The sequence below is a fragment of the Schaalia sp. ORNL0103 genome, assembly GCF_019429565.1.
In the GTDB taxonomy this organism is placed as follows: domain Bacteria; phylum Actinomycetota; class Actinomycetes; order Actinomycetales; family Actinomycetaceae; genus Pauljensenia.
Window position 1 is genome coordinate 1 of record NZ_JAHXSA010000004.1, and the last position, 17,084, is coordinate 17,084.

Here is a 17,084-nt window from a genome sequence, read left to right on the forward strand (position 1 = left end):
TCGTCTCGATGCCCGGCCAGGCCCCGCCACCGCCCACGGGCACCGCAGCCAGGCCCTCCGGTCCCTCCGGGGCCTTCCAACCCCTCCAATCGACCGGTGCTGGGCAGGGAATCGCCCAAAACGCAGACCACTTCGGTGAAAATGCGTGAATTTGGGGTGTTTTGGGCGAGGTGGTCTGCGTTTTGGGCGCATGGCGGTTATGAGTAGGGCGAGGGGCAGTGTGGGACAATGCGGAGTCCTTCAAATGGACGCGGCATCCCAAGTATGCAGGGGCGGGTTGGATCCCATCATGGTGGTGTGCGCTATTCTCGCCGTGCGCCGTGCGCCGTGTTCCGATTGTTATCACCAGAGCCTGTTTGAGAATCAACCTTGCGCGACTGAGCTATTCACGGCCATACAACGCCCGAATCTGCGCGATGACTTCCGCGGGGCGGGCGAGTGCTTCCCATCGGAAGCGGCGGATCTGCCATCCCTGAGCCTCGAGTAAGCGCTGGCGGCGCTCCTCGGCCTCGATGGAGCGGTGGACCGAGTCAACATCGGAACCGTACTTGCCGCGGCCATCGAACTCGATCCCGATCCTCTGTGCCGGAATGGCGATGTCGATGAAGTACCACTTATTCGCTGCTGAGACCGGGTACTGAGTTTCCAACCCCTGCAGGCCACCCTTTGTCAGTAGGTAGAGCAGTCGCGATTCCCCCGCACTTTCGCATCCTGCATCTGCGTGTCTTACGACCCAACGTGCTGAGATTGCGTGCTTTCTGCCTTGTGAGGATACGCCGAGCAAACGCAGCAGCCGCTCGCGGCTGTGTTCTTCACGCTGACGGGAATCATTGCGGTAGAAACGGCGGTATCGAGCCAGTTCATGCAAGCCTGCGCACGCGACGACGAACGCCTCCTCTTCATCAAGGAACAATGCGCAATCAACGACCGTATCTTCGAGGGTAGTGCTGAGCAAGTCTCCGTTGTGACGAATCATCGCGGGTGACCGCCCATTGCGAGGCCGGTGGGGGCGCACAGCCATGGCCGGAAAATGTAGTGAACCCGCGTGGATTTTGGGAAGGTTAATCGGACTTGGGTGTTGGTTCGATATCGTCGTGACGTGGAGCGGATGCGCTTCCAGAAGCGGCAGGCCGAACAGCCATGCCGCCGTCGGTCCTGAGGAGATGAGGTGAGGGTGCTTGTTCTGGATGGCGGCGAGCCGTGCGATAGCAACCACCGTGCCGGGGTCAGGGTGTGCAGTAATGGCCACAGTATCGAGGTAATAACCCGGCGCAATCCTTGTCAGCTCGCCAAGCTGTGCATGTCGAGCGAGTCGTCGGCGCTTGGTGCTCGTCGCACCCCTGGTGGTGTGTGCGTGCCCCGCAACGGCGCGGATTGCAGATGCGTCCATCGTGGTCTCCTTTGACTTGCTCCGATTGTAGGGGAATCGCCCAAAACGCAGACCACTTCGGTGAAAATGCGTGAATTTGGGGTGTTTTGGGCGAGGTGGTCTGCGTTTTGGGCGCGTGAGTGGTGTGGTTGGGCGAGACCGGGCTTCTGTGGGTATGGCCGGGGGCATCACAGCCAGGCCAACGCGTCTATTGCGTGCCGACCAATTTCGCATGCAATTCCCCCCGTGGCTCTTTCAGGATTTGAATTGGCGTCGTTGGAATTGCAGCGATTCCGGAGGTTATTGAAAGTTCATGCAACCGAATTGCATGCGGAATTTCGGGTATGTGTCTCTGCTATCACTCCTGGGTGCTGCAGCCAGGCCCCGCAGCAGGTACCGCAGCAGGTACCGCAGCCCGCGGGCGGCGTGGCCAGGACCAACAACCCCGCAGGCACATAACACGGGAATTTCAACGGTCACAGCACCGGGGTAGGGCGGCCGAGCACCCCCGAGGGTACCCCGGGTGGTCTCGGGGATGAATCAGGGGAAACCACCGTAGCGGTGACGCCCGCCGCAGGTGCACGATGGATGCATGAACACGAACACGACAATCGCGCAGGCCCCCGTGGCCGACCAAGGGGCCCCGGCTTCGTCCATCGTCCGACTCCAGGGCGTCTCCAAGATCTACGGAAGCGGCGACGCTCAGGTGCGCGCCCTCGACGACGTGAGTGTCGGCTTCGGTGCCGGCGAATTCACCGCCATCATGGGCCCCTCCGGCTCCGGCAAATCCACGATGATGCACATCCTCGCCGGCCTCGACGCCCCCACCTCCGGGCACGTCTTCGTCGAAGACACCGACATCACCGCCCTCAAAGACACCGCGCTGACCAAGCTGCGCCGCGACCGCATCGGCTTCGTCTTCCAGTCATTCAACCTGGTGCCCACCCTGGACGCCCGCGCCAATATCCTCCTGCCCATGCGCCTGGCCGGGGCCACCCCCGAGAAGGGATGGTTCGACCTCATCGTCAACTCCCTGGGCATCGCGGACCGCCTGAGCCACCGCCCCTCCGAGATGTCCGGTGGCCAGCAGCAGCGCGTCGCCGTCGCCCGCGCCCTCATGAGCCGCCCCGCCGTCATCGTCGCGGATGAGCCCACCGGCAACCTCGACTCGCACTCGACCACCGAGGTCATGGACCTGCTGCGCCGCGCCGTCGACGAACTTGGCCAGAGCGTCATCATGGTCACCCACGACACCTCCACCGCCGCCTACGCGGACCGCGTCCTCGTGTGCCGAGACGGCCGCATCGTCTCCGACCTGCGCGACGTCACCGCCGACTCCCTCACCGCGGCGCTGCACTGAACGCGCGCGCCCACTCCCCAAGGCTCATCTCATGTCTGCAACAAACTCCCTCCTGCGCGCCAACCTGCGCTCCCACGGCCGCCGCTACATCTCCACCGGCCTCGCCGTCGCCATCTCCACGGCCTTTATCGTCATCACCCTCATCGTCATGACGGCGATGACCTCGGGCCTGACCTCCAGCGTCTACCAGCAGTACCGCGGCGGCACGATCGTCGTCTCTCAAAACGCTGACGCGACCGACGAGTCGACTCAGCGCGCCGAAGAAATCCTGGCAGCAACCAGCGGCGTCACCGCCATCAAGCACATGGCCCAGTGGCCCGCCGACGCCCAAACCGACGCGACGCGCGCTGGCCTCTACGTGTCGCCGCTGGCCCCCAAGCCCTTCGCCGACCTTGACCTGAGCGCCGGAACCGCCCCGACCGCCGACGACCAGATCGCCATCCCCGAGCACACGGCCTTGACCCTCTCGCTGAAGGTCGGCGACACCGTCCGCGTGCGCGCCGGATTCACCGAGGGCGACTACCGCACCCTCACCATCGTCGGCACCACGCGCTCGAACACCATCAGCATGGGCGTGCCCGCTAGCTACGTGACCGACGGCGGATTCTCTGCGATCTTCGGAACGACCGCCTCCGGGCAGTTCATCGTCGCGACTTCCGGATCGGATACGGACAGCAACGCAAACCCTCCCAGCGCCACCCAGGACGAATGGGTGGCGACAGCAAACTCCGCGCTCAGCGGCATCTCGGGCGTGACCATGACCAGCGTGCACAAGGCAATCCAGGACGACCTCAACCAGGCGCGCCTGGGAGCATCCGTGACGATGGGCATCATGCTGATCTTCCCGGCGATCGCGGCGCTCGTGGCCTCTATCGTCGTCTCCTCGACCTTCCGAGTGGTGCTCACGCAGCGCACCCGCGAACTGGCGCTGCTGCGCACGCTGGGAGCAACCAGGCGACAGGTCCGCTCGCTCGTGACCCGCGAGGCCCTCGCGATCGGAGCGATCTCGTCCGCGATTGGCGTCGCACTCGGCTGGCTGATTGGCGCGCTCGCGGAGGCGGGCACCGGCCTGGCCTCTAGCGTCGTCGCAGCGCTGGCGGGGGCCTCCGTCTGGCAGCTCGTCCTCACGTGGTTGGGCGCCACCCTGTTCACGACCCTGGTTGGCGTCTTCCCGGCCCGTGTGGCCTCCCGCGTCGCACCTGTCGCCGCCCTCGCCCCCGTGAACGAGGCCGGGGCCGCCGCCCGCAAGAAGCACACCGTCCGCTTCATCATCGGCGCGCTCATCGCGGTGGCCGGATGCGGAGCTGTGGCCCTCGCGTGGCGCTCGGATAGCGGCGGCACGAAATTCCTCGGGGCTTTCGGTGGGTCGCTCCTGGCGCTCCTCGGCGCGCTGCTCGTCGCCTCCGTGCTGCTGCCCGCCCTCACCCGCGCGTTCGGCGCAGCCTTCCCGGGCACCCTGTCCGCCATGGCCCGCGAGAACACCATGCGCAACCCCGGCCGCACCTCCGCGACCGGCACCGCGATCATCATCGGCGTGACCCTCGTCGTCACCATCATCGTCGGCGCCGCCTCCGTGCGCACCACGCTGACCAACGCCGTGAACGACGCGCGCCCCTTCGATCTCATGGCCACCTCCACGAGCGGAGCGCTCACCGACGACCAGCAGGCCGCCATCGCGGCCACCGACGGCGTCGCCGCCACCGTCGCCCAGTACGCCGCCCCCGGCACCCTGACGACCACGTCGGGCGCGCCCGCCTACGCTCCCGGAGAGGGAAGCGGGTCGGAGGACGAGGCCCAGGCCTCGTCGGTCATGATCACCGGAGAACCCGACTACACGGGTGTCACCCACTCGACCGTCACCCAGCTGGGCGATAACCAGGTGCGCGTCGGCGACGAGGCCCTGGCCGGGCAGACGCTGCGCCTGTGCGCCGACACGTGCGTGGACCTGAGCGCCACGTACGACAAGAACGGCAGCGTCGGGCAGGCCCAGGTCTCCGAGAGGACCCTGCGGTCTATCGCGAGCTCTCTCGAGCGTCAGGCGATCATCATCAAGATGGCCGACGGAGCCGATGCCGAGACCGTCCAGGCCGCGCTGCTCAAGGACTCGCGCCTGAGTGTCAACGGCTCCGCGCTGGAGCGCCAGATGTACACGAAGATCATCGACCGGCTCATGCTCGTCCTCGTCGGACTGCTGGGTGTCTCCGTCCTCGTGTCCCTGGTGGGCGTGGCCAACACGCTGTCCCTGTCGGTCGCCGAACGCACCCGCGAAAACGGGCTGCTGCGGGCCCTCGGCCTGACGCGACGCCAGATGAAGAGCCTCCTCGCCCTCGAGGCGCTGTTCCTGTCCTTGACCGGCGCGCTGATCGGCGTCGGCATGGGCGTCGCCTTCGGGTGGGTCGGCGTGATGTCCCTGCCGATCGAGGGGGCTACCCCGGTGCTGAGCGTGCCGTGGCTGCAGCTGGTCGGCGTGTGCGTCGTGGCCATCGTGTCCGCACTGATCGCCTCGTGGCTGCCCGGCCGCCGGGCCGCGAAGGTCAGCCCCTCGGAGGCGCTGGCGACGGAGTGAATCCTTGCTGATCAACGGGTGTTGATGGGTGTTGATGACGGGTGGGGTGCCGGAAGGCGCCCCACCCGTTGGCATGCGGGTCTGCGTGGTGCTGCTGTGTGGTGTTGCTTGTGGCCCCACGGGTGTTCCGGGCGCCGGAGGCCCCGGCCGCCCGCGAGGCTAGGCGACCTCACTTCGCTCGGCGCCTCGTCTCGAAGCCCCGCAGGCCTCAGCACTCCACGACGTTGACGGCCAGGCCGCCCTCCGAGGTCTCCTTGTACTTCGAGAGCATGTCGTTGCCGGTCTGGCGCATCGTCTCGATGACCACGTCCAGGCTCACCGTGTGGCGGCCGTCGCCCCACAGGGCCATGCGCGCGGCGTTGATCGCCTTGACGGCCGCGATCGCGTTGCGCTCGATGCACGGCACCTGCACGAGGCCCGCCACCGGGTCGCACGTCAGGCCCAGCGAGTGCTCCATCGCGATCTCCGCCGCGTTCTCCACCTGCTGCGGGGTGCCGCCGAGGGCCTGCGCCAGGCCGGCGGCCGCCATCGCCGAGGCCGACCCGACCTCGCCCTGGCAACCGACCTCCGCGCCCGCGATGGACGCGTTCGTCTTAATCAGGGCGCCGATCGCCGTCGCCGCCAGCAGGAAGTCGTGCACGAGAGTGCGGCGGCGGGCCGCGCAGGCCTCGGGCGACGTGGGATCGTCGGCAGCATCCTCCGAGGAGCCGTCGGACGACATGCGAATGTGTGCCAGCGGGGTGACCGCGCCGTCCTCCGTCGCAGGGCCCGCCGCCACACCGGGCGTCGAACCCGTCTCAGGGCAGTGCGTCACCAGGTAACCGAGCACCGCAGGGATGACGCCGGCCGCGCCGTTCGTCGGCGCCGTCACGACGCGGTGGCCCGCCGCGTTCTCCTCGTTGACGGCCAGGGCAAAAAGGTTCACCCAGTCCATCGCCCGCATCGGGTCGGCCACGGTCGACACCCAGGCGCGCGCGCCTGGGGAGCGCACCCCGTCCGCGGGAGATGCGCCCGAGGAGGCCCCGGCCTCGTCCGACGAAGAAGAGGGGATGCCCGTCAGGCGCTCCGCCAGCTGGCCGGCGAGCGCGCGGGCGCGGCGCGGCACGTCCAGGCCGCCCGGCAGGATGCCCGCCGCCGAGGTGCCCGCGTCCACGCAGTCGAACATCGTGTCGGCGATGCGATCCAGGTAGGCGTTGACTGTCTCGCGCGGGCGCACCGCCTCCTCGTTCCTGCGCACGAGGTCCGCGATGCTCAGGCCGGACGCGTCGCACGCGGCGAGCAGTTGCGCACCCGACGCAAATGGGTGCGGCGCGGGAACGTCGATGCCGACGCCCGCCTGGCTCGTCGCGAGCGAAGAAACCTCCGGGTTCAGCGGGTCGTCATTCGTCTGAATCATGACGAAGCCGCCGCCCACCGAATAATAGGTGCGCTCCAGGATGACGGTGCCGTCCTCGTCGGAAGCCGTGATCGTCAGCGCGTTCACGTGATACGGCAGGACCGTGCGCGGCACGAAACGCACGTCCTCGGCGATGTTGAGGGGGACCTGTGTGCCGCTCGGCAGCGTCAGCATGTTCGACGAGGCCAGGGTCGGCAGGATGGACTCCACCGTCTCGATGTCCACCGTCTCCGGGTCGTAGCCCGCCAGGCCGAGGAGGACCGCGCGGTCCGTCGAGTGGCCGCGGCCCGTCGCACCCAGCGAACCGAACAGGTCAATCGTGATGTGCGACGGCGGCTTCAGCGTCGTCAGCTCCGTCGTAAACGCCAGGCCCGCGCGCATCGGACCCACCGTGTGCGACGAGGACGGCCCGATACCAATGCGGAACATGTCGAAGACCGACAGAGGGTGCGGCGCATCGTGCGCGGCCACCTCACCCGAGACGATAGCTGCGGGCGTGGGACGCGACGGGTCGTATGTCGTAACTGATGCGCCGAGGGCGACGGGGCGAAGATCCATGGGGACTATTGTGCAGCAGCCGCCCGGGGGACTGCCTGTTGTGGCCCGCCAGATTTCCGGCCGCCGCGTGGCCTGCCTGAATGGGCCGGGCCGCTGTGTGTGCCGGTGGGCGGCGGCCCGCCCGCGAGATCGCCACACGCGAGCTTCGCTCGGAGTGGTCGATCTCGAAGCCCGCCCGTGCCATCTTGTCCCTCCGGCGCCCTCCACACCGGCGGCGCCTGGTCGCTGGGGTGTGGCCTGGCGCGTCGTCTCGAAGCCCGGCCAGGCCTCGCAGGCCACGCGTCGGCCTCCGATCGGGCGTGCGCGTGCTTGTCCTGGCCCTGCCGCCGCCCACCGGCACCGCGGCCAGACCCCGCAGGCCCCGCGGCGGCCCCGGGCGGGGTGCCCCAGGAACCGTGGTGCAGCTCAGCAATTTTGCACGTAATTCCCTTGAGAATGTTTCAGAGTTTGAAATCGGATCGTTGATATTCCGCGGTTTTTGAGCTGTCGATGAATGAGGCCCTGGAGGAATTACGTGCGACTTTGGGGAGGGAGGGGTGTGGTTGGGGAGCGCCTGCGAGCATCTGGGGCGCAGATGGGTCTGAAGTCCTATTTTTTTCGCAGGTGGGACCGAAGTCCTATGTTTTCGCAGGTGGGAAGAAGTTTGAGCGGAAATGGATGACAGGATAAAGGGTTTTCGTTGTAATGCTTGACAGTTTGGGGGTGACAGAGTGCTGAAAATGGGCTCAGTGGTGAATTTAGAGGGGTAGTGTCAAGCTTGGCAAAATTCCGCATTATGATTTGTTTCCAGCCGTTAAAAAAGATAAAAATCACCGAAAAGACGCGTTTTCATAGATTGAAACCACTAGGTCAAACCGCGTTATTCTGCGGAAATATAGCTTTACTGTTTTTCTGTAATGTAGCCCACTCACAAAGCTGAAGAAAATGGGTTGCATTTTTCGGTAACCGCGTCGTACGCTGAGTGTCATCACGGTTGTGGAAAAACCTCTCGGAACATCCCCCGAGTACGACACAGCGAAGCAATAGTCTTCAAGGAGAGCGATTAATGGCAACGAGTCGAGCGCGCGCAGGCCACGCGCGGACCAAGCGAGCAGGAGTCGCGTCCCGCGCCCTGGCCGCCCTGGCTGTCGTGGCAACTGCCGCCAGCACGCTGGTCGTCTCCCAGGTCGCCGCCCCCCAGGCGGCTCAGGCCGCCCAGGAGCCCGGTGCTACCAAGATTGATGTCGGTTTGGTCGATGCGATCATGGGCGAGGGGCATACTCGCGAGACCCCGACCGGCTCTGACTTGAATGACAGCATCCGTTACGGCGTCGTCGTCGGCATGACCGAAGATCGAAAGCGATCCAGCAATCAGAAGCTGACTACCTGGCTGGGTGGCGAGACCACGAAGACTCAGGATCTTTGGACCTACATCGCCCGCGGCACACCGTGGAAGTGGGACAACCAGACCGCTGACTGGGGCGATACTGCTGCCAGCAAAGCCTGGATGCAGTCGCACTATGACAAGTGGGCTGCCGACCCCACGAAGATCTGGGTGAATGGACAGAGTGCCATCGGCTTCAAGCCGAACGACCCGGGCAAGGTTGATCCGGGTCAGACCTTCCTTCTTGGCGCGATTCGCCACAACAACCTGCCCATCGGGCAAGCTGCTGGTGCTCTTGGCCAGCCCTACTTCGTCTCGAGCCTGAACCTGAAGTTCACTGGCCTGATTCCTGGGGACCAGGGCGAAGCCTTCCCCTTCATCAACCACGAGACCTTCAACACGCTGGCCTCGACGATCATTTACCGCAAGGGTGGCGCCTACGTGAAGACGGATGGCGTGGCCGGCTTGTGCTCCCCCCAGTTTGGTCGAAACGGCTGGGATGCCACCCAAAAAATTAACAACAAGTTCCCTCGTGACCTTGTTCTTAATGGCGAAGCGGGTCGTCCCGGTAACACGCTTTCCGGCGACTTCATCGGTCCCGCCTATGAGCCGGACCCGGTGAACGCGGCGGATCGCTCGCAGGGTTACGTCAACAAGCCCGAATCCCGTTCTGGACGCATGTACTGTGTCAAGTACGTGGGCGAGGGCAACGGTGACTACGACCTGTACAGCCAGTACTACAACGGCGGTGCAGAGCAGCCTCACAACCAGCTCGTGAAGGAAGAGGTCACCCCTCGCACCTGGCCGGGCGCGAAGGGTAACGTCAACGAGAACCCCTACGTCTCCGACACCGTTAAGTTGGAGAAGACTGTCTCCGACAAGACCTTTACGAAGAACGGCCGCACCTACCGCTTGCAGCTGTGGGGCTTCACCCCTGCGACGAATGCGACCAACTTCCTGACCCCGGAGAACTTCAACTCCATCCCGACGGCGAACTGCCCGGCGACCCCGCCGGCTGACGCCAAGCGCACCGACTACTTCGTGACGCAGGAACTCTCGGTTAACTACGCCTGCCTCTACGGCGTCATCACCGAGGAGCGCTCCGTGCGCATCGCGAAGGCCGTCGAGGACCCGTCGGGTGCCAACCCGGCGATCCCTGCTGCCAACTTCGCGGTGACCACGGGCGACGCGTGGGCGGACAACACTGACCGTACCCCGGCGACCACCGGCACCGTGTCGGTCACGAAGCCCACGGCCGCGTCCGCCCCGGCGCGCGACAAGTACATGGCACCCGCCGACCCGGCCGCGTCGCTGACCCCCACCGCCTTCGGTGAGGACCAGGCGAAGTACGACTCGACCTTCATCCCCTTCGAGGTCGGTAACTCCGACTTCACCATTACGGAGAAGGACATCTCGACCGGCGGCGACGACAAGTGGAACCTCAAGGACATCAAGTGCGTCAACGGCATCGGTGAAGACGTCGCCGTGACCAAGACCGAGCGCGGCGTCAACTTCAAGAACGTCGGCGGCGCAGCGTCCAACGAGGCAGCCCCCATCACCTGTACGTTCGTGAACGAATACCAGGCTCCCAAGCTGCGCGTTGAGAAGTCCATCGAGGCGAACGGCGGTGCCAATGGCGCCACGAGCTTCAACGTGGACTACAAGATCGTCGCCACCAACGACGGCTCGCTGGCCGCCAACACCGGCAAGCTCACCGACAAGCCCGACTTCGCCAAGGGTCTCGAGATCCAGTCCGCGAAGATCGCCGAGACCCAGGCTGGCCTGGACTCCGCGTCCAACGCGACCGCCACGAACGGCGTCTACACGCTGACCGACGGCGTCGAGCTGGCCCCGGGGGCCACCAAGGAATACTGGATCCGCTTCGCGGTCGTCCGTAACCCCGCCGCCGCCGGCTACAACGAGGCCAACCTGGCCTGCTCCGTCAACGGAAACAACGAGTTCGCCCCCGGCAAGGGTCTCTTCAACGAGGTCCTGGCTGAGAACGGCAAGGACTCCGACGGTACGAGCAACAACAAGGCCTGTGGCCCGACCGTTCCCCACGACTTCGTGGTGGTGAAGGCTGGCACGCAGAACACGGGCAAGGCCTTCGCGGACGCCGATAACCAGTACACGAGCCCCAGTGGAGCCAAGCTGTACCCCCTGTCGGGCGCCGAGTTCGCGATCTACAACGCCAACCCGAATACTGATGCGAATGCCACCGTGGTCAAGACCCTGACCCAGGCGACCGCGACCGACGGCTACTACTGGTCCGTCAACGACCTGAACATCGACACCACCTACTGGCTGGTCGAGACCAAGGCCCCCGCGGGACACTCGCTCCTGCCACAGCCCATCGAGTTCAAGCTGACATCCCGAGCCACCGGCTCTGGCACGACGGTTGAGCTCAAAGGCGACCTCACGGACGCGAATAAGTGGGCCAAGAGCGCCGTCCAGGGCTTCTCCTCGGAGGCCAACAGCCTCCCTGGCGACAAGGGCTTCCTGGTCGCCGGAACCCGCAAGGCCACCATCGTTGTCAAGGACACCGAGGTTGGCGAGCTGCCCAAGGCCGGCAGCACCGGAATCTACCCCTACATCGGCGCCGCAGCTGTGCTGATGACCGGGGCGATGGTGATGACCGTGGTCACCACCAAGAGGCGCAAGGCAATCGCCTGAGCCACCCATGAGGTCCCGTGACCACGAGACCCACCATCAGAAAAAACTCCCGAAATCACACACACAGGAGAAAGAAAACCTATGAGCACCACGAAGACCCGCCGCAGCCTGAGCCTGCTCGCAGCCTTCGCCGTCGCCGCCGGCGCGCTGGCCCTGCCCGCCGCCACCTCCGCGACCCAGGCTGCCCCCGCCTTCGGCCTCGCTGCCACGACCGAGCGCGCCCCCTCGCTGGTCGACCTCGACACCTCCAAGACCGGCTCCATCAAGATCCACAAGCTGGTCAAGGACGCCACCAACGGCACCACCGCTGGCAACGGCCTCGAGGATCCCAACGCTTCCGGCACCCCCCTCGCTGGCGCCAAGTTCACCGTCGAGAAGCTGACCACCGTCGACCTCACCACGCAGGCCGGCTGGGAGAAGCTCGCTGGTTACAACGGCAACGTTGAGACCGCGAAGGCTGCAGGCGCTGAAAAGAAGGGCGAGCAGACCACCGGTGCGGACGGCCTGGCCACCTTCGATAACCTCCCCCTCGGCGCCTACGTCGTGACCGAGACCGAGACCCCCGCCGGCTACGTCGGCGCGAAGTCCTTCATCATCACGGTGCCCATGACGCACCCGACCGAGCTGAACAAGTGGGTCTACGATGTCCACGCCTACCCGAAGAACTCCAAGGCTGGCATCGAGAAGACCGTCGCCGACGAGAACACCCCTGCCATCGGCTCCGCGATCTCCTACACCATCAAGTCGGACATCCCCGCCGCTGAGGCCCTCGACTTCTACGACGTCGTCGACCAGTACGACAAGCGCGTGGAGCTGCCCGAGGCCGACATCGCCCTGAAGATCATCAACGGCAAGAACGGCGACGTCACCCTGGCCAAGGGCACCGACTACAAGCTGATCGCCGCTGACGGCACCGACGGCAAGACCAAGTTCTGGACCGCCGAGTTCACCGCTGACGGCCGCGCCAAGCTCGTCGCCAACCGCAAGGACGACAACACCAAGGTCCAGATGGACCTGGCCGGCACCGTCAAGGACAAGGTTGAGGCTGACGGCCTGTTCAAGAACAAGGCCATCCTGCTCCCCAACGCCCCCTCCAACGGCTGGAAGCCCAACTCGGGTGAGGTTCCCCCGCCGGATTACCCGAACTCCGAGGTCGTCTCCAAGTTCGGCAAGGTGAAGATCACGAAGGTCTCCTCCGTGGACACCACCGCCAAGCTGAAGGGCGCCGAGTTCGAGGTCTACCAGTGCACGCCTCAGACGACCCCGACCGCGAACTTCGAGTCCGTTGACGCGACCCTCGACAAGAAGCTGTCGCCCGCCGGCACCACGACCTACGTGACCGACGCCAACGGTGAGGTCACCATCGACGGCCTGCGCAACAACGACTGGGCGAACAACGCCAAGGTCGCCAACCCCGGCTACTACTGCCTCGTTGAGACCAAGGCCCCCGAGGGCTTCGAGCTCCAGACCCGCCCGATCGCCTTCCAGGTCCTCGAGTCCAACTCCACCGCTGACAACGAGTACACCCTCAACACCACGGTGAAGGACGTCCCGAAGAACGGTGGCTTCAACCTGCCGCTGACCGGTGCTGCCGGCATCGGCGTGCTGATCGGCGCCGGCGCCCTCCTCGTGGGCGGCTCCGGTGCGATCGCGCTGGCCAACAAGCGCCGCAAGGAGCAGGCTGACGCCTGAGCCTAGCTAGCGACACACAGGGGGGTGTGGACCCGCGGGTCCACACCCCCCTTGCGTTGCCCGCAACCGCCCCCAGCGGTACTACCCTGTAACCAGACAAACTTTCACGGCCTCGGCAATGAACGGAGAAAGCGTGAGCACCCAAGCGCCCGACAAGAAGAAGACACCCCTCAAGTGGCGTCTCCTGACGATCGCGCCCCCGATCCTGCTGCTGGCCGGCATCCTGGTCCTCCTGTACCCCGTCTTCGCGACCCAGTACAACAACGCGCGCCAAGAGCGCATCGCCTCCGAATTCAGCGCCGTCGCCGAGCAGGCCGGCCCCGACGCCGTCGCCGAAAACCTTCGCCGCGCCGACGAATACAACCTCAAGGCCTCCGAGTCGCCGATCCTCGACCCCTGGCTGGACGCCCAGCGCCCCGGCACCGCCCAATACCAGGACTACCTGAGCCAGCTCAACCTCAATGACGTCATGGCGACCATCAAGATCCCCTCGATCGACGTCAACCTGCCGATCTACCACGGCACCGACACCGCGACGCTCGACAAGGGCGTCGGCCACCTCTTCGGCACCGCCCTGCCCGTCGGCGGCGAATCCACGCACACGGTTCTCACCGGCCACACCGGCCTGGGCAACGCGACCATGTTCGACCAGCTGACCAGCGTCAAGATGGGCGACTACTTCTACATCGAAACCGCCGGGCGCCACCTCAAGTACCAGGTCACCGACATCCGCGTCGTCCTGCCCCACGAGACCGAGTCCCTTAACAAGGTCGAGGGCAAGGACCTCGCCACCCTCATCACCTGTACCCCCTACGGCGTCAACACGCACCGCCTCCTCGTGACCGGCGAGCGCGTCCCCATGGACGAGGAAGCTGTGGCCGCCGAAGCCGCGCAGGTCAAGGGCGCCGTCATGAAGCCGTGGATGATCGCCGTCCTCGCGTCCGTCGTCGTCATCCTGGGCATCGCTGGTGTCATTTGGCTGCGCTCCCGCAAGCGCAACAACGAGGAGCCGCAGGAGATCGAAGGCGCCGCCGCTGCTGCCCTCGCCTCCGCCGAGGCTGGGGACGAGGCCGGGGCTGAGTCCGCTTCGTCTTCCGCTGAGTCCGGTGCGCCCGCCGAGGCCTCGACCGCCGCCCCCGACGCATCTGACGCACCCGAGGCCCCCGACCTGCTGACGGACGCCGAGCAGATCTCCGAGGAGGAGATCAACGCCGGCCGCACCGCCGCCCTCAAGAAGATGCTCGAGGAACGCGGCAAGCAGTAAGCGACCTCAACATGTGGCCCACACGGGGCACCGAGACGCGGAAACGCGCGAGCGAGCGAGCAAGCTCACCCGCGCGTTTCCGCGTATTTACGCTAGAGTCAGTGAGTAACTGTCAAACGATCTGGAGGGCTTGTGGAGCATCACCCCAGCGGCGCACGCTCCCGCCGCGCCACGCACGCGAGGGCCGAGTCCCGGCCTCGTCGCGCCGTCGCGCGTACCCTGGCCGCCCTCCTCGTCGTGAGCGCAGCTGCCCTCCCCGGCCTCGTCGCCCCCGAGCGCGCCGACGCAGACCCCACGCTCGAGCCCCCCGGCGGCGGCACCGTCCCCGTCGCCTCGTCCGCCGGCCGGCTCGGAGCGGCCACCATCAACGGCTCGGGCTTCAACCGTACGACCAGCGTTCCCGACAATGCCTACGTCGGAACCGTGCGTGGCGCGGGCCCCTACGATGCTGCTGACCCCGCCCAGTCCTCGTCCCCCCTCCAGGCCGGAACCGCCCAGCCCATGCTGGACGCCGCTGTCGCGTCGGGGGACTACTGGACCTACATCGCGCGCGGCCTACCCGCCGCCAACCCCGTCGCCACCGGCGTCATCTCGCCCGAGAACACCAACGCCCTGGGGTACAAGCCCAACAACCCGGGCAACGTCCCCATCGGCAAACCCTTCCTCCTGGGCACCGTGCGGCACAACAACTTCCAGGTGCACTCGGCCAGCCAGTGGGTCCACTCGTCGATTGACGTCAACATCGGCGGCATCGAGGACTCCTTCCCCTTCGACCAGGAGGAGACCGCGGACGACACCGACACCACCGCGGCCCTCAGCGACGAAGGCGCCTACATGCTTGCCTCGCGCGCCAACGGCCCATCCTCCTGCCCCGCGAACGCGCCCTACGCCGCCCTCAACCGCGACGCGGGTTCGGGCGTCTGGTACTGCTACCGCCACGTCGGCAAGGGCCGAGGCAACCGCGATATCTACACGAACAATCCGGCCGCCTACCCGGACGCCGCGGGCACGCCCGACCAGAGCCCCAACTCGGACGACGTCCTGACGATCTCGCGGACCACCTCCAACAAGACCGTCATGATCGACGGCATCCCGTACCGCCTCGTCATCGCCGGCTTCACCCCCAGCGGTGACGGCATCTGCCCGGACACGCCGCCCGAGGGCGTCACCCCCGTCTCCACCTTCAATTCGAAGGAAAACAAGACCTCCTACGGGTGCCTGTACGCCACCTTCAGCCAGGAGCGCTACATCCGCATCGCCAAGACCGTCACCCCGGAATCCGAGGCGATCGGCGGCAAGATCCCCTCCTTCAACTTCACGACGCTGGGTATCGGCGACTTCGTCTCGCCCACGGGTGAGCCCCTCAAGACCGCCGAGAACGCTGGCGGCTTCGTCGACTGGTCCTCCTTCGAGGACAGCCCCCTGACCCCCACGGGCTACGGCAAGGACGGCACCGTCCTCAGCGACTACCAGGCCTTCATCCCCGGCTACTCCCAGTTCGTCATCGCCGAGACCGGCCCGCGCATCCCCGGGCGCCGCCCGCTGCGCTTCGGCGAACCCGGCTACTTCGGCCCCTGGAAGGTCTCCGACGACCCGAACTCCGCGCGCTGGGAGCTCACCGACATTACGTGCGTGAACGGCATCGGCGAGGCCGTCAACGTCACGCGCGACCCCATGACCGGTGGCATCGACTTCTCCGACGTGCCCCCGGCCAAGACCGCGGCCGCCGTGCCGATCACCTGCAACTTTACGATCCAGCAGCAGGCCCCGAAGCTGCGCATCGACAAGACCGTGGAAAGCGTCGAGGGCGCCTCGGGCGATACGATCACCGTTACCTACCGTGTCACCGCCACGAACGACGGAACGATCGCGGGCACGACCGGCCGCCTCGTCGACACCCCGGCCTTCGCGCCCGGCCTCACCCTGCGCTCCGCGGCGATCGCCACCTCACTCGAGGGACTGCGCAGCGTCCGCGAACAGAATCGTGCCGCCACCTACGTCCTCACCCAGGGCACCACCGTCGAACCCGGAAAGTCCGCGACCTGGTTCATCCGCATGAAGGTCGCCCGTGACAAGGCGGCCGCCGGATACAGCGAGGCCGCCCTTGAATGCGTCCCCTCGAATGGGCGCCTCACCCCCAAGCGCGGCCTCTACAACTCCGTCGCCGGCCCCTACGACCATGACGGCGCCGCCAACAACGAGGCCTGCGCGCCCGCCCGCCCGCGCACCATCCGCATCGAGAAGGCCGGCACTCAGCCCGTCGGCACGGCCAACGAGGACGGCACCTACCCGCTTGAGGGCGCCGCCTTCGCGATCTACGACAACGAGGCCCTGACCGGCACCCCCGTGTCCACCTCCGACGGCGAATCGCAGTTCGTCACCGCGCCCCTCGAGACCGGCAAGACCTACTGGCTCGTCGAGACCCGCGCCCCCGCCGGGCACGTCCTCCTGCCCCGCGCCGTGCCCTTCCACATCGAGGTGGGCGCCGACGCCTCGGCCTCCACCGTGATCACCACCGACTTCGGCTCCGACGAGGGCTTCACCTCCGTGCGCGTCATCCCCGCCTCCGCGGGCACGGGCGCCGCCGCGCTGCCCGCCATCCGCGTCGTCGACACCCAGGTCGGCGTCCTGCCCAACTCCGGCTCCGCGGGCATCTACCCGCACCTTGGCCTCGGCGCCGCCCTCCTCGGCCTCGCCGGCGCGTGCGCCTGGGCGCGCCGCCGCACCGCCTGACCGGCACGAGGCCGGGGCTCGATCCCGCTTCACGTCCCCTGTGGTGCGCGCCCGCTGTGCCGCCACCGCGCGAGGCGAGCGCGACCGCGGCGGGCCTCGTCCCCTACGAT

Annotated in this window: 8 protein-coding genes; 6 read left to right on the forward strand and 2 right to left on the reverse strand. The window is 66.5% G+C overall.

Annotation, left to right across the window (positions count from 1 at the left end; all coding sequences use genetic code 11):
* Positions 1–382 precede the first annotated feature (382 nt).
* Positions 383–1,390 carry a hypothetical protein gene (locus tag JJJ16_RS09520; protein ID WP_219752533.1) on the reverse strand — a complete coding sequence of 336 codons (1,008 nt, stop codon included), beginning with the start codon at positions 1,388–1,390 and terminating at the stop codon, positions 383–385.
* Positions 1,391–1,961: 571 nt separating this feature from the next.
* Between JJJ16_RS09520 and JJJ16_RS09525 the strand changes: the two genes are divergently transcribed.
* Entirely contained in the window at positions 1,962–2,729 is a 768-nt protein-coding gene (locus JJJ16_RS09525; protein WP_219752535.1) for an ABC transporter ATP-binding protein, read from the forward strand.
* Between the two features lie 31 nt (positions 2,730–2,760).
* A complete protein-coding gene (locus JJJ16_RS09530) occupies positions 2,761–5,295 on the forward strand; it encodes an FtsX-like permease family protein (RefSeq protein WP_219752537.1) in 2,535 nt (844 codons plus the stop codon).
* A 208-nt stretch (positions 5,296–5,503) separates the two neighbouring features.
* Here JJJ16_RS09530 and JJJ16_RS09535 read toward each other — a convergent pair whose 3' ends face one another.
* Entirely contained in the window at positions 5,504–7,249 is a 1,746-nt protein-coding gene (locus JJJ16_RS09535; protein ID WP_219752539.1) for an L-serine ammonia-lyase, iron-sulfur-dependent, subunit alpha, read from the reverse strand.
* A gap of 1,045 nt (positions 7,250–8,294) precedes the next feature.
* Between JJJ16_RS09535 and JJJ16_RS09540 the strand changes: the two genes are divergently transcribed.
* The 4 genes from JJJ16_RS09540 to JJJ16_RS09555 all read left to right on the forward strand — a co-directional run bounded on the left by JJJ16_RS09540 (position 8,295) and on the right by JJJ16_RS09555 (position 16,974).
* Entirely contained in the window at positions 8,295–11,285 is a 2,991-nt protein-coding gene (locus JJJ16_RS09540; protein WP_219752541.1) for a SpaA isopeptide-forming pilin-related protein, read from the forward strand.
* Between the two features lie 81 nt (positions 11,286–11,366).
* Complete coding sequence (locus JJJ16_RS09545) at positions 11,367–12,977, forward strand: SpaH/EbpB family LPXTG-anchored major pilin (RefSeq protein WP_219752543.1); 1,611 nt, start codon at positions 11,367–11,369, stop codon at positions 12,975–12,977.
* 133 nt (positions 12,978–13,110) lie between these two features.
* Positions 13,111–14,241 carry a class C sortase gene (locus JJJ16_RS09550; RefSeq protein WP_219752545.1) on the forward strand — a complete coding sequence of 377 codons (1,131 nt, stop codon included), beginning with the start codon at positions 13,111–13,113 and terminating at the stop codon, positions 14,239–14,241.
* 132 nt (positions 14,242–14,373) lie between these two features.
* A complete protein-coding gene (locus tag JJJ16_RS09555; RefSeq protein WP_219752547.1) occupies positions 14,374–16,974 on the forward strand; it encodes a SpaA isopeptide-forming pilin-related protein in 2,601 nt (866 codons plus the stop codon).
* The last annotated feature ends 110 nt before the right edge of the window (positions 16,975–17,084 follow it).